The organism is Polaromonas sp. (assembly GCF_039932935.1).
In the GTDB taxonomy this organism is placed as follows: Bacteria; Pseudomonadota; Gammaproteobacteria; order Burkholderiales; family Burkholderiaceae_C; genus Polaromonas.
This window is the reverse complement of record NZ_JBDTPB010000047.1, coordinates 33,276-53,316: the sequence shown is the minus strand read 5'-3', so window position 1 is coordinate 53,316 and position 20,041 is coordinate 33,276. Positions and strand designations below refer to the sequence as shown.

24 protein-coding genes are annotated in these 20,041 nt (G+C 61.9%); 12 read left to right on the top strand and 12 right to left on the bottom strand.

The window, feature by feature from the left end; all coding sequences use genetic code 11:
• Positions 1–12: 12 nt before the first annotated feature.
• Positions 13–366 (bottom strand): cupin domain-containing protein, encoded by a 354-nt coding sequence (locus ABI546_RS08465; protein ID WP_348046005.1) that lies wholly within the window; start codon positions 364–366, stop codon positions 13–15.
• A 375-nt stretch (positions 367–741) separates the two neighbouring features.
• Entirely contained in the window at positions 742–1,539 is a 798-nt protein-coding gene (locus ABI546_RS08460) for a sigma-70 family RNA polymerase sigma factor (RefSeq protein WP_348046003.1), read from the bottom strand.
• A 68-nt stretch (positions 1,540–1,607) separates the two neighbouring features.
• Here ABI546_RS08460 and ABI546_RS08455 point away from each other — a divergent pair, with 68 nt between their 5' ends.
• On the top strand, positions 1,608–2,189 hold the full coding sequence (locus ABI546_RS08455) for an ATP-dependent Clp protease proteolytic subunit (RefSeq protein ID WP_348046002.1): 582 nt from the start codon (positions 1,608–1,610) through the stop codon (positions 2,187–2,189).
• A gap of 399 nt (positions 2,190–2,588) precedes the next feature.
• Here ABI546_RS08455 and ABI546_RS08450 read toward each other — a convergent pair whose 3' ends face one another.
• The 4 genes from ABI546_RS08450 to ABI546_RS08435 form a co-directional block, all read right to left on the bottom strand.
• Positions 2,589–3,071, bottom strand: coding sequence for an SRPBCC family protein (locus ABI546_RS08450; RefSeq protein WP_348046000.1), 483 nt, complete (start codon positions 3,069–3,071; stop codon positions 2,589–2,591).
• A gap of 76 nt (positions 3,072–3,147) precedes the next feature.
• A complete protein-coding gene (locus ABI546_RS08445; RefSeq protein WP_348045998.1) occupies positions 3,148–3,816 on the bottom strand; it encodes an SDR family oxidoreductase in 669 nt (222 codons plus the stop codon).
• Positions 3,813–4,301, bottom strand: coding sequence for an SRPBCC family protein (locus ABI546_RS08440; RefSeq protein WP_348045996.1), 489 nt, complete (start codon positions 4,299–4,301; stop codon positions 3,813–3,815). The genes ABI546_RS08445 and ABI546_RS08440 overlap by 4 nt, the downstream gene beginning before the upstream one ends.
• Positions 4,302–4,340: 39 nt before the next feature.
• Positions 4,341–5,210: an NmrA/HSCARG family protein gene (locus ABI546_RS08435; protein ID WP_348045994.1), complete on the bottom strand. Its 870-nt coding sequence runs from the start codon at positions 5,208–5,210 to the stop codon at positions 4,341–4,343.
• A 101-nt stretch (positions 5,211–5,311) separates the two neighbouring features.
• On the opposite strand from ABI546_RS08435, the gene ABI546_RS08430 reads away from it, so the two are divergent.
• Positions 5,312–6,205, top strand: a complete 894-nt coding sequence (locus tag ABI546_RS08430; RefSeq protein WP_348045992.1) for a LysR family transcriptional regulator — start codon at positions 5,312–5,314, stop codon at positions 6,203–6,205.
• Positions 6,206–6,399: 194 nt separating this feature from the next.
• On the opposite strand, the gene ABI546_RS08425 is transcribed toward ABI546_RS08430, so the two are convergent.
• Positions 6,400–6,804: a RidA family protein gene (locus ABI546_RS08425; RefSeq protein ID WP_348045990.1), complete on the bottom strand. Its 405-nt coding sequence runs from the start codon at positions 6,802–6,804 to the stop codon at positions 6,400–6,402.
• Between the two features lie 155 nt (positions 6,805–6,959).
• Between ABI546_RS08425 and ABI546_RS08420 the strand changes: the two genes are divergently transcribed.
• Positions 6,960–7,880, top strand: coding sequence for a LysR substrate-binding domain-containing protein (locus ABI546_RS08420; RefSeq protein ID WP_348045989.1), 921 nt, complete (start codon positions 6,960–6,962; stop codon positions 7,878–7,880).
• Between the two features lie 56 nt (positions 7,881–7,936).
• Here the strand turns inward: ABI546_RS08420 and ABI546_RS08415 are convergent, their stop codons facing one another.
• Positions 7,937–8,878: a lytic transglycosylase domain-containing protein gene (locus ABI546_RS08415; protein ID WP_348045988.1), complete on the bottom strand. Its 942-nt coding sequence runs from the start codon at positions 8,876–8,878 to the stop codon at positions 7,937–7,939.
• Between the two features lie 376 nt (positions 8,879–9,254).
• Positions 9,255–9,821, bottom strand: a complete 567-nt coding sequence (locus ABI546_RS08410) for a TetR/AcrR family transcriptional regulator (protein WP_348045987.1) — start codon at positions 9,819–9,821, stop codon at positions 9,255–9,257.
• A 111-nt stretch (positions 9,822–9,932) separates the two neighbouring features.
• On the opposite strand from ABI546_RS08410, the gene ABI546_RS08405 reads away from it, so the two are divergent.
• Both ABI546_RS08405 and ABI546_RS08400 read left to right on the top strand, forming a co-directional pair.
• On the top strand, positions 9,933–10,973 hold the full coding sequence (locus ABI546_RS08405) for a saccharopine dehydrogenase NADP-binding domain-containing protein (RefSeq protein ID WP_348045985.1): 1,041 nt from the start codon (positions 9,933–9,935) through the stop codon (positions 10,971–10,973).
• 264 nt (positions 10,974–11,237) lie between these two features.
• A complete protein-coding gene (locus tag ABI546_RS08400) occupies positions 11,238–11,993 on the top strand; it encodes an SDR family oxidoreductase (RefSeq protein ID WP_348045983.1) in 756 nt (251 codons plus the stop codon).
• A gap of 93 nt (positions 11,994–12,086) precedes the next feature.
• On the opposite strand, the gene ABI546_RS08395 is transcribed toward ABI546_RS08400, so the two are convergent.
• A complete protein-coding gene (locus ABI546_RS08395) occupies positions 12,087–12,449 on the bottom strand; it encodes an antibiotic biosynthesis monooxygenase (RefSeq protein WP_348045981.1) in 363 nt (120 codons plus the stop codon).
• A gap of 155 nt (positions 12,450–12,604) precedes the next feature.
• On the opposite strand from ABI546_RS08395, the gene soxR reads away from it, so the two are divergent.
• Complete coding sequence (gene soxR, locus ABI546_RS08390; RefSeq protein ID WP_348045980.1) at positions 12,605–13,084, top strand: redox-sensitive transcriptional activator SoxR; 480 nt, start codon at positions 12,605–12,607, stop codon at positions 13,082–13,084.
• Here the strand turns inward: soxR and ABI546_RS08385 are convergent.
• Positions 13,081–14,343, bottom strand: a complete 1,263-nt coding sequence (locus ABI546_RS08385; RefSeq protein ID WP_348045979.1) for an Nramp family divalent metal transporter — start codon at positions 14,341–14,343, stop codon at positions 13,081–13,083. The genes soxR and ABI546_RS08385 overlap by 4 nt on opposite strands.
• Positions 14,344–14,619: 276 nt before the next feature.
• Here ABI546_RS08385 and ABI546_RS08380 point away from each other — a divergent pair, with 276 nt between their 5' ends.
• From ABI546_RS08380 to ABI546_RS08355, 6 genes are read left to right on the top strand one after another with little or no spacing between them, the layout of a single operon-like run.
• The gene (locus ABI546_RS08380) at positions 14,620–14,751 is read left to right on the top strand and encodes a hypothetical protein (RefSeq protein ID WP_348045978.1); all 132 of its coding nucleotides are present in this window, start codon (positions 14,620–14,622) and stop codon (positions 14,749–14,751) included.
• Complete coding sequence (locus ABI546_RS08375; protein ID WP_348045976.1) at positions 14,751–16,415, top strand: cbb3-type cytochrome c oxidase subunit I; 1,665 nt, start codon at positions 14,751–14,753, stop codon at positions 16,413–16,415. The genes ABI546_RS08380 and ABI546_RS08375 overlap by 1 nt, the downstream gene beginning before the upstream one ends.
• Positions 16,405–17,007 carry a cbb3-type cytochrome c oxidase subunit II gene (locus ABI546_RS08370; RefSeq protein ID WP_348045974.1) on the top strand — a complete coding sequence of 201 codons (603 nt, stop codon included), beginning with the start codon at positions 16,405–16,407 and terminating at the stop codon, positions 17,005–17,007. The genes ABI546_RS08375 and ABI546_RS08370 overlap by 11 nt, the downstream gene beginning before the upstream one ends.
• An 18-nt stretch (positions 17,008–17,025) precedes the next feature.
• A complete protein-coding gene (locus tag ABI546_RS08365) occupies positions 17,026–17,625 on the top strand; it encodes a cytochrome c (RefSeq protein WP_348045972.1) in 600 nt (199 codons plus the stop codon).
• 36 nt (positions 17,626–17,661) lie between these two features.
• Positions 17,662–18,285 (top strand): SCO family protein, encoded by a 624-nt coding sequence (locus ABI546_RS08360; protein WP_348045970.1) that lies wholly within the window; start codon positions 17,662–17,664, stop codon positions 18,283–18,285.
• Positions 18,282–18,941 carry a hypothetical protein gene (locus tag ABI546_RS08355; RefSeq protein ID WP_348045968.1) on the top strand — a complete coding sequence of 220 codons (660 nt, stop codon included), beginning with the start codon at positions 18,282–18,284 and terminating at the stop codon, positions 18,939–18,941. Before ABI546_RS08360 ends, ABI546_RS08355 begins: the two co-directional genes overlap by 4 nt.
• 30 nt (positions 18,942–18,971) lie before the next feature.
• On the opposite strand, the gene rtcA is transcribed toward ABI546_RS08355, so the two are convergent.
• Positions 18,972–20,030, bottom strand: coding sequence for an RNA 3'-terminal phosphate cyclase (gene rtcA, locus ABI546_RS08350; protein ID WP_348045966.1), 1,059 nt, complete (start codon positions 20,028–20,030; stop codon positions 18,972–18,974).
• Between the last annotated feature and the right edge of the window lie 11 nt (positions 20,031–20,041).

The following is a 20,041-nucleotide window of genomic DNA, read 5'->3' as shown; positions in this document are numbered from 1 at the left end:
CCTGCCGCCGCCTCAGGCGATGACCCAGACCTTGCGCACGGTTTCGATGGTGCGCCAGGTGCCGATGTAGCCCGGCTTCATGATGAAACAGTCGCCGGCCTTGTAGATGATCGGCGCCTGTCCGGCCTCGGTGATCTCCACCACGCCAGACAAGATCAGGCAGAACTCCCAGGCCTCACCCTTGATCGAGTGGTTGACTCCGACCGTTGCCTCGTACACACCGGCACGCACTGCGCCGTCCTTGGCGCTGTCCACATCCCAGTTGCGGCAGACGATGTCGCCTTCGATAACGCGGTCTGCCGGCGGCCGGTATTCACGCGGTTCGCCAAGCTGGTCGAAGTTGAAGGAGACAAGAAGATTTGACATGAAAGAGACCCATCCAAGGTTGGTGATTTGGTCTCTATGCTATTTGTGAGTGCCGCTGCGTTGGTGCTGAAGCGGGTACCGACAACAGCTGGAAATGTGCGATTCATGGGGGTCCGCAGCGTAATCTGCCAGTTCAAGCGGCTACCCGCGTCACGGCAACCTTCAAGATCCCCCGCTACCGACGATATGCCCAAACACTTAGGGATCGACCGAGGCCCGAGGCGAACCCGCGCGGTGTATGGCGGCCTGGTTTACTATCAAATTCATAGCTGCTTGCGCACGCTCGGTAATGGCTAGAGGCCTATTTTGCATATAAACTCCTCTAAAACGCCCAAACCCGGTTCGTACCGAGGCGTGCCTGTAAACACTCAAGCTTCAGGCGTGTTCCGCGACCGTGTTGCAGCCTAAGGGGAGAACGCACAGAAGCACGCCTCCAAGGCAAACCGCGAGTGCCAGTCGACCCTGTACCAGCATCAGGCGTGTGCTTGTGCCGGCCTCTCCTGCTCCGCTTCCCAAGGTTTCAGGGTTGTATGCGCCCGAGGCAGCGAGCGCCATGAGTCGGGCAGCCTGCAGCAGTGCAATGAGCCCGCTCGCGTTGCGCTCAAGCATGGCGAGCCGGCACAGTGTTAACAACGCGTCGTTTTCCGCGTCGAGCCGCTCCTTGGCTTGGCGATCGGTGCCGCCTGCCTCGAACCTCAGCCGGCGCAGCACGCGGTGCATATGTTGGCGTGAAGCGGCCTCGCTGCGCCCCGAGATCTCGCCCAGTTCGGCATGCCCCAGCTCAAACACCTCGTAGAGCAATACGGCAGCCACATCTTCAGGCGCAAGGCGCTGCACCAGATGCAACAAGGCTTTCAGTACATGCTGGTCCTGTTCGGTCAAACGTTCTGGCGAGGCAACTTCCTGCGGGTCGTCTGCCGCGTGGGCGAGTACGCCCTCATACCGCACCTGCCTTCGAACGGCATCGATGCAGAGGTGATGCACCACCGTGGTCAGCCAGGCTTGTTGTCCGGCCTCGCTGCTGGGCAACCCACCCAGCGCAGTCCGCAGATAAGCTTCCTGCACCATGTCTTCCGCGTCATTGCCCTGCCCCATCCAGCGCCGGGCCAACGCCGTAAGACGGCGACGCAGGGCGGTGTCGGTTGCCAGCGGGTGGGAAGGAGTTGGGGTCATGGACGCGGGTGTCACGTTTTGGCGTGCTCATTCGTATTGCATTTGAATCTATCACAGGAGCCCTTCAAATGAACACCGAAAACCCAGTCACCAACCCCACCGACCTGCGCAATACCTTCCTGGAAGAAAAGGCCTTTCGCTCTCGCACCGTACTGGTCTTTGGCGCCATTACAGACAGCACCGCGGCAGATACGGTTCGCCGGCTGCTGGCGCTCGACGCCGAATCGTCCGAGCCTATCCAGATGCTGGTCTCGTCCCCGGGCGGGCACCTTGAATCCGGCGACGCGATTCATGACGTGGTTCGCTTTATTTCAGCGCCGGTGAACATGATCGGTACCGGCTGGGTCGGGAGCGCAGCGACGCATCTCTACCTGGCTGCGCCCAAAGAGCGGCGGTTTTGCCTGCCGCAAACCCGTTTTCTGATTCATCAACCCAGCGGCGGCGCAGGCGGACCCGCCACAGACATTTCCATCCAGGCACAGGAGATCATCAAGGCCAGGGAGCGTATCGCCCGGATGATCGCCCGGGAGACCGGGCAAGCGCTGGAGACCGTGATGCTCGACATCGAGCGCGACCGCTGGCTGTCTGCCGAGCAAGCGGTGGCTTATGGCCTGGTGTCACGCATCGTCGAACGGCGAAGCGATGTGTAGTCAGGTGTTAACGGACACATCGCACTGCGACGGGCCAACTCAGGTTTACTATTAAATTCATAGCTGCTCGCGCAGGTTCAGCAAGGGCTGGAGGCCGATTTGGCTTGTAAAACCTTTGAAAACGGCTATGCAGCTGGGTTGAAGAGGGGCAAACGAAGCGCCTGCTCGACGTCACCATCGATGCTTGCCTTCATCTGACATGGCAGCTTTGCCGACTTCGACCTGTGGTTAAGCACACCGCGTCACACGCAACCATTTCCTGGACGTGAAAGTGTGGTTTGCTTTGGGCGAGAGAGCCGCATCGCTCTCAATCCCCATCTGCCCAAGTCCAGTTCAACGTGCATGCCAAACACAGGAGCTTCGAAATGTCAGAACGGCTCGACCACACCAGCTCGAAGCTCAGGCCTGCGCTTCAACCTGTGCCTTGGATAAACGCAACGCTTTGCCCATATAGCCACGCCACAAGCTCCGCGTGAAAAGGCTGACCAAAGGCTTCAAGATTTTTGATCGGCTGATGAACTCGTAGCGCCAGCGAACGGACGTGGCGGAACGGCCCGGCACGCTTTCGAACCACCACTCACCGCGGGCTTCGCTGGCGAGAAGCCGCAGCACCCCTGTGAACTCTGTAATGCGGTAAGTGAAACGGTTCGGGTACTCGTAGCTTGTAAGAGTCTCCTCGGCCGAACTCCCGTCGGAAAAGACCACGGTCCGGCTCCGACCTGCTGCGTCCCATGGACCGGTCTGTTTCAGCGTTTCCGTTACCGACGGTAGCGGTCCATATCCGGTGAAGATTGAGGCGAGGTCGATGGGCACGATGTGGAGGAACGCTTTTTCCTTGGGTGCTTCGATCGTCGTGATGACTCTTGCTGCGGCAGATTGCATGATTACCTACTTGCCTGGAGTTGATTTCGAGGATGCAATCACGACGATCGCATCCCCGGGTAGTGAGAAGTGCAGTTCACCAGGAAATGAGAGGTGAACGCCGCAGCCAGGTGTTGGTTTGCACCTGTTCAAGGACGAAGCCCGCCACGTCTGCCCTCGCGATGGTTCCGCCATGGAAACCAGAGAGGTCTGTCAACGCGCGAATCTCTTTCTGCGGCGGCTTGTCGTTCAGCACGGATGGCCGCACCAGTACCCAGTCCAACCCGCTGCTCCTGACGATCGCTTCCTGTCTATCCTTGTCGGCGTACACCTTGCGCAGTAGGGCTGGGAGAATCAATCGGTCGAAAACGAACCCTCCATGACCGGCGCTGTCGCCTGCGCCCATGCCGGTGATGCACACGAGGCGCGAGACCCCGGCATCCTTCATGGCGCTGACAAGTGCTTTCGTTGCCGAGGACAGGAGGGTCACCTCACGAAACGGGCTAACCGGTGTGCCCAGGGCACTGACGACGGCATCCCTGCCCTCCAGCGCCTTGCGCAACGCCGCTTCGTCGCGGGCGTCGCCGATAAAGATTTCCGCGCCCTCCAGGCCGCTCGCCTTTTCGGGGGAGCGCACCATCGCGCGAACCTGGTACCCGCGCGAGAGGGCCTCCTTCACGATCAGTCGGCCTGTGCCGCCTGTCGCGCCGAGCACCAGAAGCTTTGGGCGTGCCAGATCGGCTTGCCCAGGCTGGACCGGGTTCATTGCACACCTCCTGACAACTTGCCTTGAGAAAGCAGTTCGCGCGTGCGTTTCAGCGTTGACAGCAGGGCTGCCTTGTAACCTTTGTCGCTGTCGAATTGCGCCTGTTCGGACTGCTCTTCAAGCCCATTCGGCTCCTTTCCGCGCAGGCCGATGTAGCAATAGAAACGGAGCTGAAGCTGGCCGGATGCGTCTTCAAACAGCTCATTGATGATGGCGCCTTCGCGTGGACCGGTGGCCTGGAAGAAGGTCACCTTGCTTTGCGGCTCAAAACAGATGATCTCGCGCAGGTCCTGGCCTGCGATGGTGGCTTCGCGAACGATATGCGTAGCGCTTTCCTCGACGACGTCGCACTTCGTGCACAGGTTAGGCGGCAGGAACTCTCGCGCGTCACGCGCCTTGAGGACCAGGCCGGCCCATGCCTGGGCACGGGTGAGAGGAGCCTCGCCTGCAGGATTGACCGCAACGGTCGCTGTTGAATAAATCATGATGGAACTCCTTGTGTGGGTTGAGAGGGTGGACTCGGTTCAGGCCGATGCCGAGGTCTCGGCGGCAAACTCGCGGTACGAGCGTAGCGGGCGGCCCAGCAGTGCCGTCAGGCGCTCTACATCACCCGCATCCGGGTTCATGCCCTCGGTGAGGAAGCGTTCGCTCATGAGGCGCATGTCGTACGCCATCCAGCTCGGCATGAAATTCAGCAGGTTCTTCTCGAATCCGGCGGTGTCGTCACCGCCGTAGTTGATCGGGCGACCCAAGACCTGCGACCAGATGCCCGCGACGTCGGTCCCGGTCAACGCGTCGGGACCGACGAGATTGATCCGGCTCAGGGGAAGCGATGCTGGTGCCTGTTCCCGGCGGAGCAGCTCGATGGCGGCAATCTCTGCGATGTCGCGCGTGTCGATCATGGCGAGGCCCTTGCTGCCGATGGGCATCGGATAGACGCCATACCCTGTCACGACGTCCTTGACGGTCAGGTCGTTCTGCATGAAGTACGCCGGCCGCAGGATCGTGGCGCCGAAGCCCATCTGCTCGAGCATCCGCTCCACACCGAACTTGCCCGCGAAGTGGGGGACGTTCAGGTACTTGTCGCTGTGGATCACCGACAGGTAGACGATCCGGTCGATACCGGCATCACGCGCCAGATTGAGGGTGACCAGGGCCTGCGTGAACTCGTCCGGGACGACGCCGTTGAGAAGGAACAGCGTGGACACACCGGCCACGGCTCGGCGCAGGGACTCGACGTCTAGCAGGTCACCCTGAACGACTTCGACCCCAGCCGGGAACTTGGTCTTTGCCGGGTCGCGGACCAGTGCCCGTACTGCGGCTCCGCGGTCGACGAGTTGCTGGACGACTTGGCGGCCGATGGCGCCGGAGGCGCCGGTGATGAGGATGGTCATGAAAATTACTCCGTTTGGTTTGAAAGAGCCTTGATCATCAATGTTTCACAGTAAGACCGATAGACGTTATATTTGGACCATCTGTCTCACTGGTGGAACACATGGACTTATTGGCACTTGCTGACTTCACGCTTGTCGCCCGGCATGGCGGCTTCGGGCGGGCCTCCCGCGAATCAGGTCGCCCCAAGGCAACCCTTTCCCGACGGGTGGCTGACCTGGAAAGCGGTCTCAACCTGCGGCTCTTCGAAAGGGGAGCGCGCGCATTGAAGCTCACTGAAGAAGGGCGGGCGCTGTTCGAGAAGACTTCCGTGCTCCTTGCCGAAATCGACGAAACGACCGCGGCGATCGCCTCCGGCGGACAGGAACCCCGGGGGAAATTGAAGGTGAGCGCGCCACTGCTCTTCTCGCAGGCCGCGATGGGAAAGCTTGCAGCCCAATTCGCCATGAAGCATCGGGAGGTACGGCTCGAGGTCACGACCGAAGATCGCCCCGTCGACATGGTGGAAGAGGGATACGACCTGGTGATCCGTGTCAACCCGAACCCAGACGCAAGTCTGGTAGGCCGGATCTTCCTGAGAGATCGAATCGTGATGGTGGCGAACCCCGAGCTTCACAGACCCGCGGGTGGAGCGCCCGTTCCCGTCGTGGTGCGGGGAGGTGGAGGCGGCGATCAGACGGCTGTATGGGAAATGACGGACAAGGGAGCGAAGAAGCGCCTGACGGTCCAACCTGTCTTACGCTTGGCATCGCTGTTCATGGTCCGCGATGCGGTCCGTGCAAATGTCGGCGCGGCGTGCCTGCCCTTGTCGCTGGTCGCCCACGACCTCGCCGCCGGAACGCTCGTGCATTGGGGCGATGTGGCGGGAGAGGTTGCGCTATGGGCGCTCTATCCCTCTCGCCGCCTGCTGAACGCTCGGGTGTCTGCCTTCCTCGATTTTCTCAAGGAGGCCTTCCCTGAAGGGACCCCGGATGAGTTGGCAGCTTACATTAGGTGATGCAATGTCCGGCTTTTACCTTGGCGCATTTTGGGGAATGCCCAATGCGCACTGTCGAGTCGGCTAGCGCGGGCAGCACCATTCGCAGCAAACAGTTCAGTTATCGACAATCGAACATTGTCGACAGTGAAACTGAGTTATCGGGGTGAAACTGGCTGCTTTCCGCCAACTCCAAAGTTCGCTCTACGTAGTGCTCAGTTATTGCTGGACTCTGGCAACTTCGCAATCACCTTGATCTCAAACTGAAAGCCATAAAGCCAGGTCACGCCAATCCCCGTTAGCGTCGGGTGCGGCGCCTCGCCCCAATACTCGGGCACGATCTTCCAGGCTTTCTCGAAGTTCTTTTCGGGGTCGACGATGAACACTGTGACGTCCACCACATCGTCGAACGTGCAGCCTGCCGCTTTCAGAATTGCATTCAGGTTGTCAAACGCCAGCCGCACCTGCGCTTCCAGCTCGGGCTCGGGTGATCCGTCTTCACGGCTGCCGACCTGGCCTGACACGAACAAAAAGCCGTTAGAGCGAACCGCCGGGGAATAGCGGTTGTGTTCATAAAGAGCCTGACGGCCGGGGGGAAATACAACGTCGCGCTTGGTCATGAAGAGTCCTTTCTGGGGGCCGATGCCGGCCCGTGGTTTGCTGTGGTGATGGGTGATGAATCAAATTTAAGGCACCCTGCCCTGCAGATAAACAGGCAAGGCTGGCCATCACTGTTCGTAAAATCCAAACAATCTTCAACAGACGTGGAGCAGAGATGGACCGCTTTGATGCAATGCAGGCCTTTGCCCGCGTGGTGGAAACAGGCAGCTTCACCAAGGCGGCCGAAACACTGCACATGAGCAAGACCAGTGTGACGCAGCTGGTGCAGCAACTGGAGGCACGCCTGCGCGTGCGGCTGCTGAACCGCACCACGCGCAAAGTGAATGTGACGGCCGAGGGTGCGGCCTACTACGAACGTGTGCTGCGCGTGCTGGCTGACGTGGACGATGCCGAGACCAGCTTGTCTGGCGCCTCAACATCACCCCGCGGGCGGCTGCGAGTGGATGTGCCCAGCCCGCTGGCCACCCTGATTTTGGTACCGGCATTGCCGGCCTTTCATGCGCGTTACCCCGACATACAGCTCGACCTGGGCGTGAGCGACCGCAGGGTGGACATCATTGGCGAGAACGTGGATTGCGTGGTACGCGGCGGCGAGCTGACCGACCAATCACTGATGGCACGCCACGTGGGCGACCTGCAGCTTGGGGTGTATGCGGCGCCCAGCTATCTGAAGCGCGCCGGCACGCCCTTGCACCCCAAGGAGCTGGAAGACACGCATCACCGCACCGTGGGCTTTCATTGGGCGCGCAGCGGCAAGGCTTTTCCATATGCGATGCACAGGGATGGCGAGGCTATCAAGGTGCATGGCCGCTACGTGGTGGCGGTGGATGACGGCAATGCCCTCCTTGCGGCCGGCCTGGCCGGCGTGGGTGTGCTTTGGCTGCCCCACTACATGGCCAGGGCCCACGTAATTCGCGGTGACCTGGTGCCGCTGTTCAAAAGCTGGCGGCTGGACGTCATGCCGCTGTACCTGGCGTTTCCGCCCAACCGGCATGTGAGCGCCAAGCTGCGCGTGTTCATTGACTGGATCGTTGAGCTGATGGCGCAGCACGCGCCTTTGGCTGAGCGGCGCTGATAAAGGGTGGCATGGTTCAACCCGCTATCGATCAGAGCGCAGCCTGCAGCGGAGAATCAGCGCGAGCGGGAAGACACAGGCTCTGCCAGCTGTGCCACAGGTTTTCGTCCTGTCGTGCTGCCGCCTCCTAATTCCACACGCACCCGCCCGTTTGACGCGAGCTCGGTGGAGGGCGCTAGTCCGTTGTACAGCTGCATGACGGTCTTCACATACCTCTGGGTTTCGGGGTAGTTGGGGACTTTGTTTCCGGCGCGTTGTACCGCACCTTCTCCGGCGTTGTAGGCAGCCAGCGCCAGTTCCAGCTGGCCCGGAAACATCTTGATCAGGTCGGCCAGGTACCTTGCACCAGTCTTGATGTTGAGCTTTGGGTTGGTGAGCTTTTTGGCGACCGTGCTGTTTTTGCCGGCAGTCACGCCGTAGCGCTCCGCGGTAGGAGGCATCACCTGCATCAAGCCGACCGCACCTTTCGGCGAAACGGCGTCGGCATTGAAGCCCGATTCGGTGTTGATCAAGGCCTGCAGCAACGAATAGTCAATGCCGTGGGTCTTGGATGCCTCGCGCAGCAGCGGGCTGAGCGCCTTGTAATTGCCGGACTGCTCAAAAAATTCCAGCAGCCGGGGCGAGACGGCACGCGCACTGCCAGTGCTGGCAACAACCGGAGCAACTTCGGGCGCCTCCACCCCGGTTGCCTTCGGCACCTCACTCCGCGCCGGAGCTGCAGCAGCGATGGGCCGATACGGTTCTACCTCTTCGCTGTCCTTGAGAAGAAGTCCATACCGTTCATCGAGACGGCTGGAAGCAAAATGCGGCATCCGGTCCGAGTCTAGGTAACCCCAGATGTCGGCCTTAGCGGGCGATGCATGCAGGCACAACAGGGCCAGCACACCGAATACCGCATTGGACCGGGCTGGTACTTTAGAAGGCTTGACCTTGTGCGATGCGGGCCGTGCGCGGCCGGCATTGAAGGTCCATTGATAACCGGGTGCGGCCATCCTCATGCCGGAACGTGACCCACGGTCTCAATTCGAACAAGGAGACTTGCCATAGTAAACATAGAAAAACCCTTGTTCTGCTGATCGTTGCAACTCTAGGCAAGCCGAACAACACACCCTGTAGGACAAGGCCACCGGCCATTGTGGAACGAGCTTTCATATCGCAACTTGCAAACCACAGAAAATCAAATTCGATAGCAAGCTCTCCAGCCTTCATAAGGGGATGCAGGTGTTTTGGCCTCGCGAAACAACTTCAAACACTCTAGCCAGGATGGTCACATTACTGCCAGCCCACGGGCCTACTGCTCGCTCATGACCACCACTATCTGCGCATCGGCGCGGCCGCGCAGTTTGTGACCGCTCCTGTTGACCTCAACAACGACTAAGCCTGCCCCGCGCCAATCAGCGCCTCTGCAGCGCCCGCAAACAATTGTGCCGGCCCGCGCTTGCCAAACAGCTGGCCATTGACATAAGCCCCGTCAATCAGCAACACCAGTTGGGCTGCCAATACTTGCGGCCGCTTGACCTTCATGCGCTTGGTCAGGGCTTCCATGCGGCGGGCCAGTTCTTTTTTGTGCCGCAGGGCCACCTGCCGGGCCGGGTGGTCTGGCGCAGGGAACTCGGTGGCGACGTTGAGAAAAGCGCAGCCGCGGTAGTCGGGCTTGCAAACATATTTGCCAATCCACTCGACATGGGCGGCCAGCTCGGCGGCGGGGTCTTGGGCGTGTGCCTGCTCCAGACTTTCCCAGTCGCGCCAGTAGGCGGCGTCCTCGCGCTCCAGAAAGGCCACGACCAGCTCGTCTTTTGAAGGGAAGTGCCGGTACAGGCTGGTCTTGGCCACGCCTGACCGCTCGACCACCAGGTCAACGCCGATGGCGCGAACGCCTTCGCGGTAGAACAGCTCGGCTGCGGTGTCGAGCAGGCGGTCTCTTGCCGATGCTTTTTCCATGTTTTCCTCAATTTTTAATGCCTGACTTGACGCGCTACAGATCTGTACTCTATCATCGCTAAAACGATACAGATCTGTATCGTTTTGCAAAATGACAAAACAAGGAAATTCATGTCATCGAAACAAACTGTGGTCGTCTTCGGCGCTTACGGGCATACGGGCCGCTTCATCGTGGCAGAGCTGCTGCGCCAAGGGCTCACTCCCATCCTGGTGGGGCGCGACGCGCAGAAGCTGGCTGCACTGCAGACCCAATGGCCGGGCCTGGAGATGCGCGCAGCCGGGCTCGACCAGCCGCAGGCGCTGGACGCAGCGCTGAAGGGTGCAGGAGCCGTCATCAACGCGGCAGGGCCTTTCTCTCTGACTGCATCGCCCTTGATTGAGGCGGCCACGCGCACGGGCACGCACTACCTCGACATCGTCGCCGAACCTGACATTGCAGAAGACATCATTCACCGCTATGCGGAGCCGGCGTGTCTGGCGGGCATGGTGCTGGCGCCGGCCATCGGCTTTTACGGCGGGCTGGGTGACTTGCTGGCCACTGCGGCCACGGGCGACTGGACGCAGGCGGATGAAGTCACACTGGCCTATTCGCTAAGCAGCTGGAAGCCCACGCGCGGCACGCGTGAAACGATTTCAGTGGCCGAAGAACGGCGAGGCGGCAAACGGCTGGTGTGGAATGGCGAACGCCTGGCGTTGACGGCTGAGCCCTCGCCCCAGACTGAATGGACCTTTCCCGAGCCCATCGGCCGCCAGCCGGCGGTGGGTGAGTTCACCACAGCCGACAGCGTGATGTTGTTGCAGCACATCAAGGTCGGCCGCATCCACCAGTACATGACAACCGCGCCGCTCAATGACCTGTCTGATCCCGACGAGTCGCCCCCCGCGGCGGTGGACGACGCCGGACGCTCGGCACAGATATTTTTGCTTGAAGCCGTGGTGCGGCGCGGCACCACCCAACGCCGCGCCGTGGCGCGCGGACAAGACATTTATGCGCTGACAGCCCCGCTGGTGGTGCAGGCAGCGCTGCGCGTCTTGTCAGGCACAAGCCAGAAGCGAGGCCTTGTGACGGCTGGCGGGCTGGGCAATGCGGGCGGGTTTCTGCAGTCACTGGCTCCTGAGCATCTGCAGCTTGAAGGCGATATTGGCGGCTGAAGGAGGTTTCAAGCCAAGCCACAGAGGCTGCCGCCAAAGAGCAGCGGCACGGCTTCTGACAAGAGGACAAGAGGGCGTTGCACTACCATGGCGGCCACACGCGATTGTTGGCTCACCCGCAACAGTGCATTCTGAAAGTGCGGGCTTATCGGGTTGCGGTACGCCCCCACCTCATTGGTACGGCAAGCCAGCCGTGCCTCTTGGGGCAGGCCGGCGTCCGATTTGACGAGCCCTAACAAAACTTCTGAAAGCATTGACACAAGCATGACCACCCCTCTGAACACACAAATCGCCTTCGTGACCGGCGGCAACCGCGGCCTGGGTTTTGAAACCGCCAGGCAACTGGGCAAGCTGGGCATCTTGCCCGTGATCGGCACGCGCAGCGAGAAGGCCGGCGTTGAAGCCGTGGCCAAGCTGAAGGCCGAAGGCGTGACGGCCGAGTTCATCGTGTTTGATGCCACCAAGCCCGCCGACCGGAAAAAAGCGGTCGACTACTTTCAGGCCAAGGCCGGCCGCCTCGACATTCTGGTGAACAACGCAGGCGTTTACCTGGAAGGCGAACCCGGCGTGAGCCACCCATACACCACGTCTGCCCTGCCCGAGAAGGTGCTACGCGACACCATGGAAACGAATTTCTTCGGCCCCGTGGCGCTAACGCAGGCGCTGCTGCCGCTACTGAAAAAAGCGACGGCCGGCCGCATCGTCAATCTGGCCAGCATTTTGGGCTCGCTGACCTTGCATTCAGATCCAACGTCGCCGATTTACGAAATGAAGTCGCTGGCGTACGACACCTCTAAAGCAGCACTGAACTCATTCACCGTGCAGCTGGCCTTTGAGCTCAAGGGCAGCAGCGTGAAAGTCAACTCGGCCCACCCCGGCTGGGTACTCACCGAAATGGGCGGCCCATCGGCTCCCATGAACGTGGAAGACGGCGCCAAGACCAGCGTACAGCTGGCCACCTTGCCGGCAGACGGCCCCAACGGCGGCTTCTTTCACATGGGTGATGCATTGCCTTGGTAAGCAGGGGCCTGCCCAGCCGACAGGGAGCGGGCCAGCGAATCAAACAAAAGCGACCTTGGGTCGCTTTTTTTTATGGCGCCGCAAGGGGCGGGCTCAGGCCTTACGGTACATGCCCGAGTCGCCGCGCACGCCCAGCTTTTTGCGGAAGGCCTGAATATCAAAGCCTTCGCTGGCGAGTTGCTTTTGCATGACGGCCTGGGCGGCGGCAACGGCGTCGGCGCTGGCCCATTCGACCACGGTCACCACATCGAACTCGCTGCTGTCGCCCTTTTGCGTCAGCACGTGCTTCTGCAGGCAACCCGGCTGGCGGCCCAGCGTTTGCTGGACCTGCTGGATCCGTTCGACAAAGGCCCAGAGTGACTGCGATGGCACCACAAACTTGTCGATGCGGAACAGGGAGGTGGAGGTAGAGGTGGCTGAAGGAGTGGAAGTGGCGGTTGATGATTCATGTGACATGAAAAAACTCCTTTGAACTTTGAGGTGGAAAGCCGGATCGGTTTGCGAAGCAGAAGCGTAAAACCTCAAGTAAAGTTGAGGTCAAGCACTATTTGAGTTTTTGACTGTTTAGCTGTTTAGCTGCTTGACGATTTGTCTATTCGCAAGGAGTTCGCATGAGCACGGAACTGGAACAGGCCGGCATCTTCCCCACGCTCTCGGTGGGCGACATGGCGCGCCGCAGCGGCGTGGCGGTTTCGACGCTGCATTTTTACGAGACCAAAGGGCTGATCAGCAGCAGCCGCACCGAAGGCAACCAGCGCCGCTACGCACGCGAGATGCTGCGGCGCGTGGCCTTTGTGCGCGTGGCGCAGCGGGTGGGCATTGCGCTGGCCGACATTAAAGCGGCCTTGGCTACCCTGCCGAAAAACGCCGCCCCCAGCCGCACGGACTGGGCGCGTCTGTCGGCCGCCTGGCGCGCCGACCTGGACGAGCGCATGGCGCAGCTCAAAAAACTGCGCGACACGTTGGATGACTGCATTGGCTGCGGTTGCCTGTCGATTGACAAATGCCGGCTGCGCAACCCGTATGACAAGCTGGGCGATGAGGGCGCCGGCCCGCGTCGCCTGTGGGTAAAACTCAAAGCCGCAGCCTAGAACAGGGGCCTGAACAAATCCAGCAACATCATCAGCACCGCAAAGCCCATCACCACCACACCGCCCCAGCCAAACCAGGTCGTCTTCAAGCCCGAAGTGAAGTTGCCCATTACCGCTTTCTTGCTGGCCAGCAGCATCAACCCCGCCATGATGGGCACGGCCACAACACCGTTGATCACAGCGCTCCAGTACAGCGCCTTCATCGGGTCGATGGTGGTGAAGTCCATGCCGGTGCCCACGATGGTGGCGATGATGATGATGGCGTAAAAGCGCTTGGCCTCATACCAGCGACGCTCCAGGCCTTCGGGCCAGCCAAAGGCTTCGGCCACGGCGTAGGCAGCCGACGAGGCCAGCACGGGCACGGCCAGCAGGCCGGTGGCGATGATGCCGCCAGCAAACAGCGTGAAGGCAAAATCACCGGCCAGCGGGCGCAGCGCCTGCGCCGCCTGCGCGGCCGAGGTCACGTCGTGGATGCCGGCGGAATACAGCACCGCGCCGCCCAGCACCATGATGAAGAAGGCGATGGCGTTGGAGAAGAACATGCCGATGTAGGTGTCGCGCTTGACGCGGCGCAGGTCGCGGCGGATTTTCTTTTCAGAGCCCAGCTGACCGCCCTTCAAGCGCAGCTCTTCGACTTCCTGTGAGGCCTGCCAGAAAAAAAGGTAGGGCGAAATCGTGGTGCCCAGCAGCGCGACGATCATCATCCAGTAGCCCGAGGTCCATTGCAGCCTGGGAACAACCAGGTCATGCAGCACCTGGGCCCATTGCACCTGCACCAAAAACACGGCGATCACATAGGCAAACAGGAAGAGCGTGAGCCACTTGAGGATGGGCGCCAGCTTGCGATAAGGCACAAAGACCTGCAGCAGCACGGTGATGACACCAAAGGCCACGGCATGAAAGTGCTCGCCGCCGCCCACGGCCAACTGCAGCGCCTCGCCCATGGCGGCAATGTCGGCGGCGATGTTGATGGTGTTGGCAATCACCAGCAGGAACACCATGCTCATCAAAAAGGCAGGCGGCGTGTGCTCACGCAGGTTGGCGGCCACGCCCTTGCCGGTGACACGGCCTATGCGGGCGCTGACGAGCTGGATGGCGATCATGAAAGGCAGCGACAAAAACACCGTCCACAGCAGCCCGGTGCCAAACTGCGCCCCGGCCTGCGTGTAAGTGGCGATGCCGGAGGGGTCGTCATCGGCAGCGCCGGTGACAACGCCCGGGCCGACATGGCGCAGGAAAGAGGGGATGCGGTTCAACATGGCCGCGAGGCTACCACCCACCGATGAGCCCAGGCTTAAACCGGCTGACGGACGGCTTGCAAGCGTAAATTATTTGCAAATAGTGCCTCTAGCCCAATGGGAACGAGCGCGAGCAGCTATTAAATCAATAGCATCTGACTGAATCACAGATTCACGAAATAGCCTGCCGCCAGCAAAGGCGTACCATGGTCAGTCTGCGGCAAGCCTCCACCGCCCCTCCTCACGCCGGTCTCAACCGGAACAGGGTGTCAGCAGGCTTTCAGTACCGGAGAAATCATGACAGCTGCCTCATGCACGCAGGGCGAAGTCGCCCCTGCCCTCCACCGCAAGGCGCCCGATTTCCAGGAAAGCCACGAAATGCCTGGCCTGCAATGCCTGCCACCCGTGTTGCCTGAGGCAAGCGCGTAATGGACAGCGCCGTCATCAGCCTGCTGGGGGCATTTCTGCTCTCAATCATCGGCCTCTTTGTTTTTATCTGGTCGCTGCGCAAAGGACTGCTGGTAGAAAACCCTGTCGCTGCTTCCGTCATCTTCGCGCACGGCGAGATCGGCCAGGTAGATGACCCTGCGCTGCAGGACGCCGCACAGGAGTCGATGCAAAAGGCCGTGAAGGAAGGCGGCATCAAGACACACGCCGCCGATGCCGCCGAGCTGCTGGACCGCATCACGTCCGACCGCTCCACCGCGTTTCCGGTGTTCATGTTCATCACCTTTGCCTGCATGTGGCTGGTCGTGGGTTCGATGGCCGGGCTGGTTTCTTCCATCAAGCTGCATGAGCCCGACTGGCTCACCAACTACGCCTGGCTGACGTTTGGCCGGATACGCACAGTGCACCTGACCGCCGTGCTCTATGGCTGGATTACCAACGCCGCGCTGGGCATGATCGTCTGGCTGCTGCCGCGCCTGCTGCGCACCAATCTGTACGGCGCCATTTGGGTCATGCTGGGCGGCGCGCTGATCAACATGGGTATCGCCGGCGGCATAGGCGCCATTTCGACCGGCTGGAACGACGGCATGGAGTACCTGGAGATTCCCTGGCAGATCGCGATCTTCATGTTCGTCGGTTTTGCGCTGGTGATACTGCCGGTGCTCTACACCCTGGTGAACCGCAAGGTCAGCCACCTCTACGTCAGCGTCTGGTACATGACGGCGGCACTGCTGTGGATTGCCCTGCTCTTTCTGGTCGGCAAGATGCCCGGCGTGCATACCGGCGTGCAGCAGGCCACCACCAACTGGTGGTACGGGCACAACGTGCTGGGCCTGTGGTTTACCCCGGTGAGTGTGGGCGCCATCTACTATTTCTTGCCCAAAATCATCGGCCGGCCGATACGCTCCTACAACCTGTCGTTGTTGGGTTTCTGGACGCTGGCATTTTTCTACGGGCAGGTCGGCGGCCACCACCTGATTGGCGGTCCGGTGCCCGGCTGGCTCATCACGCTGTCGATTGTGCAGAGCGTCATGATGGTGATCCCGGTGATCGCCTTCAGCATCAACATGGGCGCCACCCTGCAGGGGCGCATGCACCTGGCGCGTTATTCGCCGACGCTGCGCTTCATGATGTTCGGCGGGCTGATGTACCTGGCCTCGTCGCTGCAGGGCTCGCTGGAGGCGCTGCGCAGCGTCAACCAGATCACCCACTTCACCCATTTCACGGTGGCCCACGCCCACCTGGGCGCCTATGCCTTCGTCACCATGGTGCTGTTCGGCGCCATCTATTTCATGATGCCGCGGGTGTTGAACTGGGAGTGGCCTTATCCCAAGCTGATCACCCTGCATTTCTGGCTGGCGGCCGTGGGCGTGTCGATCTACTTCGTCGGGCTCACGATAGGCGGCTGGCTGCAAGGCGTGGCGATGCTGGACGCCGCGCAACCCTTCATGGCCTCGGTCGAGCTGACGCTGCCCTACCTGAAATGGCGCTCCATCGGCGGCGGCTTGATGGTGCTCAGCCACCTGGTGTTCGTCGGCCATTTCCTGGCGATGGCGCTTCGCTTCGGGCCGACCCGCGCGGGCGCCGCGCTCTTCTGGCAGAACGCCTCGCAAAGCAAAGACATGGTGGCCGCTCATGGAAAATGAAGTCAAGCTGGCCTCGGGCGCCATGGTGGCATTGGGCATTGCCACGGCGGCTCTGGTGGTGATGCCCTACATGCAGGTGCGCGACCTCAAGCCGCCACCGGAACTCAAAAATTACACCAGCGCCCAGCTGCGCGGGCGCGAGGTCTACATCGCCAACGGCTGCGTGTACTGCCACAGCCAGCAGCCGCGTGACCGCAACTTCGGCCCCGACGCGGAACGCGGCTGGGGCCGCGCTTCGGTGCCGGGCGACTATTACTACGACAAGCCCCACCTGCTGGGCAGCATGCGCACCGGGCCCGACCTGTTCAACATCGGGGCGCGCCAGCCGAGCAAGGACTGGCACCTGGGGCACCTGTACCAGCCGCGCGCCTATGTGCCCGGCTCCATCATGCCGTCGTATCCCTATCTGTTTGCCGTCAAGGATGCGAAGGAGGCTGAAAGCGAGGGCGAAACACCTTTGGCCCTGCCGCCGGCCTACGGGCCCAACGTGGGCCAGGTGGTGGTGCCGTCGCCCGAGGCGCAGGACCTGGTCAAGTACCTGCAGGGCCTGAACCACACCTACCCCGTCTTGCCGCCTGCCCCCAAGCCCTGAGCCACACAAGGTGACCCCATGTTGAACGACAAGACATCCGAAAGCCGGGCGCAGGAGCGGGAACAGGCCGAGCCCTCCGAAAGAAGCCAGCCCATTCCGTTGATTTTTTTGATCGGAGCATTGGCCCTGGTGCTGTGGGGCGCGGGTTATATCCTGCTGTCCGGCTCCTTTGGTCGGGCCGACCTGGGGGACAAGCGCACGGTGGCGGATCTCTCGGGCCCTGCCCCCGGCGCAGCCGCCAACGGCAAGCAGCTGTTCACCGCCAACTGCGTGGCCTGCCACCAGGCCACCGGCAAGGGGCTGCCGGGCGTGTTCCCGCCGCTGGACGGCTCCGAATGGGTGGCCGGCGACGAACGCATCGTGGCCAACATCCTGCTGCACGGCGTTACCGGAGAGATCAGCGTCATGGGCAACACCTTCAAGGGCGCCATGCCGGCATTCGGGCAGCTCAGCGATGCCGAGCTGGCCGCGGTCGCCAGCTACATTCGCGCCGAGTGGTCCAACAAGGCGGGCGCCATCAAGCCTGAACTGTTTGAGGCTGAACGCAAGGCCGCAACGCGCACCGCACCCTTCAACGGCGGCGCCGAGCTCAAGGCGCTGGCGGCCAAGGCCTCCTGAACCGGCAGCCCCGGCAAGCGTGGTGAGTTCTTCCTGATGTTTCGCACCGCCTTGCTCAGCGCCATGCTGGCCCTGGCGGGCTATGCCGCCGCCGCGTGGCTGACGCACGACTTCCAGGTCTGGACCGCCGAGGGCGCCCGCAGGCTCGAAGTCGCACTGCAACCTGTCGCAACCCCTGCAGTCAGCATCGATGGGCCCGGCATCGCCCCCCAGGCGCTGTCGCTGTGGCTCGCCGACGGTCAGTCCGTCACGCTGGTGGATTTCATCTATACACGTTGCCAGACCGTCTGCCTGGCGATGGGCAGCAGTTTTCAACAAATGCAACGCGTGCTGCAGGAGCGCGGGGGCAAGGTGAAACTGCTGTCGATCAGCTTCGACGGCCGGCACGACAGCCCCGGCGTGTTGCAGGCCTATGCGGCGCGCTTGAGCGCCGACCCAGCGCTGTGGCGTTTTGTGCGTGTGCAGGACCCACGCGACACCCAGCATCTGCTGGCGGGCTTCCAGGTCGTGGTGGTCCCCGACGGGCGCGGCGATTTTGAGCACAACGCGGCGCTCCTGGTCATAGACCAGAAAGGCCGCCTGGTCCGCATCTTCGATTATGCGGAGCAGCAGCTCGCGCTCGACTACGCGCAGCACCTTGCGCGGGCCACCTCGCCATGAAGAGACCGGCGCTTCCTTCGCGCGGCACCTTGACGGTTATGGCCATCGCCTTGCTGTGCCTGCTGGCATGGCCCGGCCTGCGGCATGGGCTGGAAGCCAGCATGACACGTCACATGCTGGTGCAATACCCCTTGCTGTCGCTGACCGGCTATTTGCTCGCCGCAGCAATGCCGGACCACTGGCGGGTACACCTGGGTCGATGGAATGCCCACGGCATCAGTGGCCTGTTCGCGACTGCGGTGATTCTTGCGATCCTGATGATCCCCCGCGTGCTGGACCTGGCGCTGGTGGACGGCCGTATCGAAATCCTGAAATGGCTGGCCCTGCTGGCCTGCGGCGCAGCCATCCGCCTGTCGTGGCAGGCGGCAGGCCTGCTGGTGCAGGGTTTCTTTCTGGGCAACGTGCTGCCGATGACGGCCGTCGTGGGCAACCTGTATGAGACCTCACCGGTGCGCGTCTGCAACGCCTACCTGCTGGACGACCAGGCACGGCTGGGGCAAATGATGGTGTGGATATCTGCAACGATTGCCGCAGCATGGTTCGCCGGGCTGGTGCGTGCCTTGATGCGAAAAGATGCCGCCATGCTGCCCGACGCGCAGGACGACACGGTCGCAACGGCCGTAACGGCCGTAACGGCGAAACCCGTGGCACGCTGACAGCATGCGCGACGGGGGCGTCCTCATAGATCAGGCGGTTACCGAAATCACAGTACCGCCCCCCAGCGGTTCACAAGAAAACCTCACCGGCAGAAAGGCTTCAATGGTCCGGGCATTGGTGCGGGTGTGCTCAGTCAGCTCTGTCGCCCAGTAGCGGCCCATCCTTCCCTGCAGGGCCGCCATCGCCACGGGAATCATCAGCTGGTCAGCCAGGTGCGGACCCACCGGCGCCTGGTGCGCCTGGTAGTCCCTCACCTCCTGCAGCAGGCGGCGAGCCACCTGCTCGGCACTCACGCTCTTTTCACCGTAGGCGGCAAAGACCTCGGTGATGTGCTCATAGCGCAGCACGGCCAGCAGCGCATTGCCCGGGCCTTCATTGCTGCGCAGTCCGCGGTTACGCAGGCAGCTTTCTTCCCAACCCAGCCCTTGCTGCAGCACGGCCAGCTCGCGCTCGGCCACGCCCCGGGGCAGACCGGCATGCAGGCATTCGGCATAAGCCTCCAGCAGCGCGCCGCGCTGCATGAGCTCGATGGCAGCAAAGCCCTGAGCGGGTGGATGCAGGCGCACTCGCGCCTCTCCCCCGCCTGCGGGGTAAAAACCGTGGCGGCGAAGTTCAATGTCAAACAGCGCTTCACCGTTACCGGAAAAATAAGGCGCCAGCAGCGTCAGGAAGGCGCACGACGGAGCCATGGGGTTGTGCGTTCCGCCGCTGAGTAACAGCGTCGAGGCCTCTTTGGCCTGCAGCAGCGGCCACAGCACAGTTTGCAGCACCAGCATGCAGCTACCTGCCGAGCCGACCGCAAATTCGTAGTCGCCCGCACGTACTTCGCCCGGGGTGAACAACAGCGTGGTTTCGCCAATCTGCACGGGCTGGCCGGCAGCGTTGACTGCGAAGGTGTGCCCCGCACCGCCGCCCACGGCCACAGCCGCGTTCACACAGGCCAGGTGCTGGCGCATCAGGCCGGGCTTGGGCCGTTTGGCACGAATGTTGTCCATGCGAAACGGCTTGCCCGTCGCCAGGCTCAGCGCCAGCGCCGTGCGCAGAATCTGCCCGCCGCCTTCGCCTTGCGAGCCATCGAGTTCAATCATTGTTTTTCTTC

Bases quoted from the DNA above. Each gene is read 5' to 3' on its own strand.
- ABI546_RS08465 (WP_348046005.1), bottom strand. From the start codon at position 366: ATGTCAAATCTTCTTGTCTCCTTCAACTTCGACCAGCTTGGCGAACCG.
- ABI546_RS08460 (WP_348046003.1), bottom strand. From the start codon at position 1,539: ATGACCCCAACTCCTTCCCACCCGCTGGCAACCGACACCGCCCTGCGT.
- ABI546_RS08455 (WP_348046002.1), top strand. From the start codon at position 1,608: ATGAACACCGAAAACCCAGTCACCAACCCCACCGACCTGCGCAATACC.
- ABI546_RS08450 (WP_348046000.1), bottom strand. From the start codon at position 3,071: ATGCAATCTGCCGCAGCAAGAGTCATCACGACGATCGAAGCACCCAAG.
- ABI546_RS08445 (WP_348045998.1), bottom strand. From the start codon at position 3,816: ATGAACCCGGTCCAGCCTGGGCAAGCCGATCTGGCACGCCCAAAGCTT.
- ABI546_RS08440 (WP_348045996.1), bottom strand. From the start codon at position 4,301: ATGATTTATTCAACAGCGACCGTTGCGGTCAATCCTGCAGGCGAGGCT.
- ABI546_RS08435 (WP_348045994.1), bottom strand. From the start codon at position 5,210: ATGACCATCCTCATCACCGGCGCCTCCGGCGCCATCGGCCGCCAAGTC.
- ABI546_RS08430 (WP_348045992.1), top strand. From the start codon at position 5,312: ATGGACTTATTGGCACTTGCTGACTTCACGCTTGTCGCCCGGCATGGC.
- ABI546_RS08425 (WP_348045990.1), bottom strand. From the start codon at position 6,804: ATGACCAAGCGCGACGTTGTATTTCCCCCCGGCCGTCAGGCTCTTTAT.
- ABI546_RS08420 (WP_348045989.1), top strand. From the start codon at position 6,960: ATGGACCGCTTTGATGCAATGCAGGCCTTTGCCCGCGTGGTGGAAACA.
- ABI546_RS08415 (WP_348045988.1), bottom strand. From the start codon at position 8,878: ATGAGGATGGCCGCACCCGGTTATCAATGGACCTTCAATGCCGGCCGC.
- ABI546_RS08410 (WP_348045987.1), bottom strand. From the start codon at position 9,821: ATGGAAAAAGCATCGGCAAGAGACCGCCTGCTCGACACCGCAGCCGAG.
- ABI546_RS08405 (WP_348045985.1), top strand. From the start codon at position 9,933: ATGTCATCGAAACAAACTGTGGTCGTCTTCGGCGCTTACGGGCATACG.
- ABI546_RS08400 (WP_348045983.1), top strand. From the start codon at position 11,238: ATGACCACCCCTCTGAACACACAAATCGCCTTCGTGACCGGCGGCAAC.
- ABI546_RS08395 (WP_348045981.1), bottom strand. From the start codon at position 12,449: ATGTCACATGAATCATCAACCGCCACTTCCACTCCTTCAGCCACCTCT.
- soxR (WP_348045980.1), top strand. From the start codon at position 12,605: ATGAGCACGGAACTGGAACAGGCCGGCATCTTCCCCACGCTCTCGGTG.
- ABI546_RS08385 (WP_348045979.1), bottom strand. From the start codon at position 14,343: ATGTTGAACCGCATCCCCTCTTTCCTGCGCCATGTCGGCCCGGGCGTT.
- ABI546_RS08380 (WP_348045978.1), top strand. From the start codon at position 14,620: ATGACAGCTGCCTCATGCACGCAGGGCGAAGTCGCCCCTGCCCTCCAC.
- ABI546_RS08375 (WP_348045976.1), top strand. From the start codon at position 14,751: ATGGACAGCGCCGTCATCAGCCTGCTGGGGGCATTTCTGCTCTCAATC.
- ABI546_RS08370 (WP_348045974.1), top strand. From the start codon at position 16,405: ATGGAAAATGAAGTCAAGCTGGCCTCGGGCGCCATGGTGGCATTGGGC.
- ABI546_RS08365 (WP_348045972.1), top strand. From the start codon at position 17,026: ATGTTGAACGACAAGACATCCGAAAGCCGGGCGCAGGAGCGGGAACAG.
- ABI546_RS08360 (WP_348045970.1), top strand. From the start codon at position 17,662: ATGTTTCGCACCGCCTTGCTCAGCGCCATGCTGGCCCTGGCGGGCTAT.
- ABI546_RS08355 (WP_348045968.1), top strand. From the start codon at position 18,282: ATGAAGAGACCGGCGCTTCCTTCGCGCGGCACCTTGACGGTTATGGCC.
- rtcA (WP_348045966.1), bottom strand. From the start codon at position 20,030: ATGATTGAACTCGATGGCTCGCAAGGCGAAGGCGGCGGGCAGATTCTG.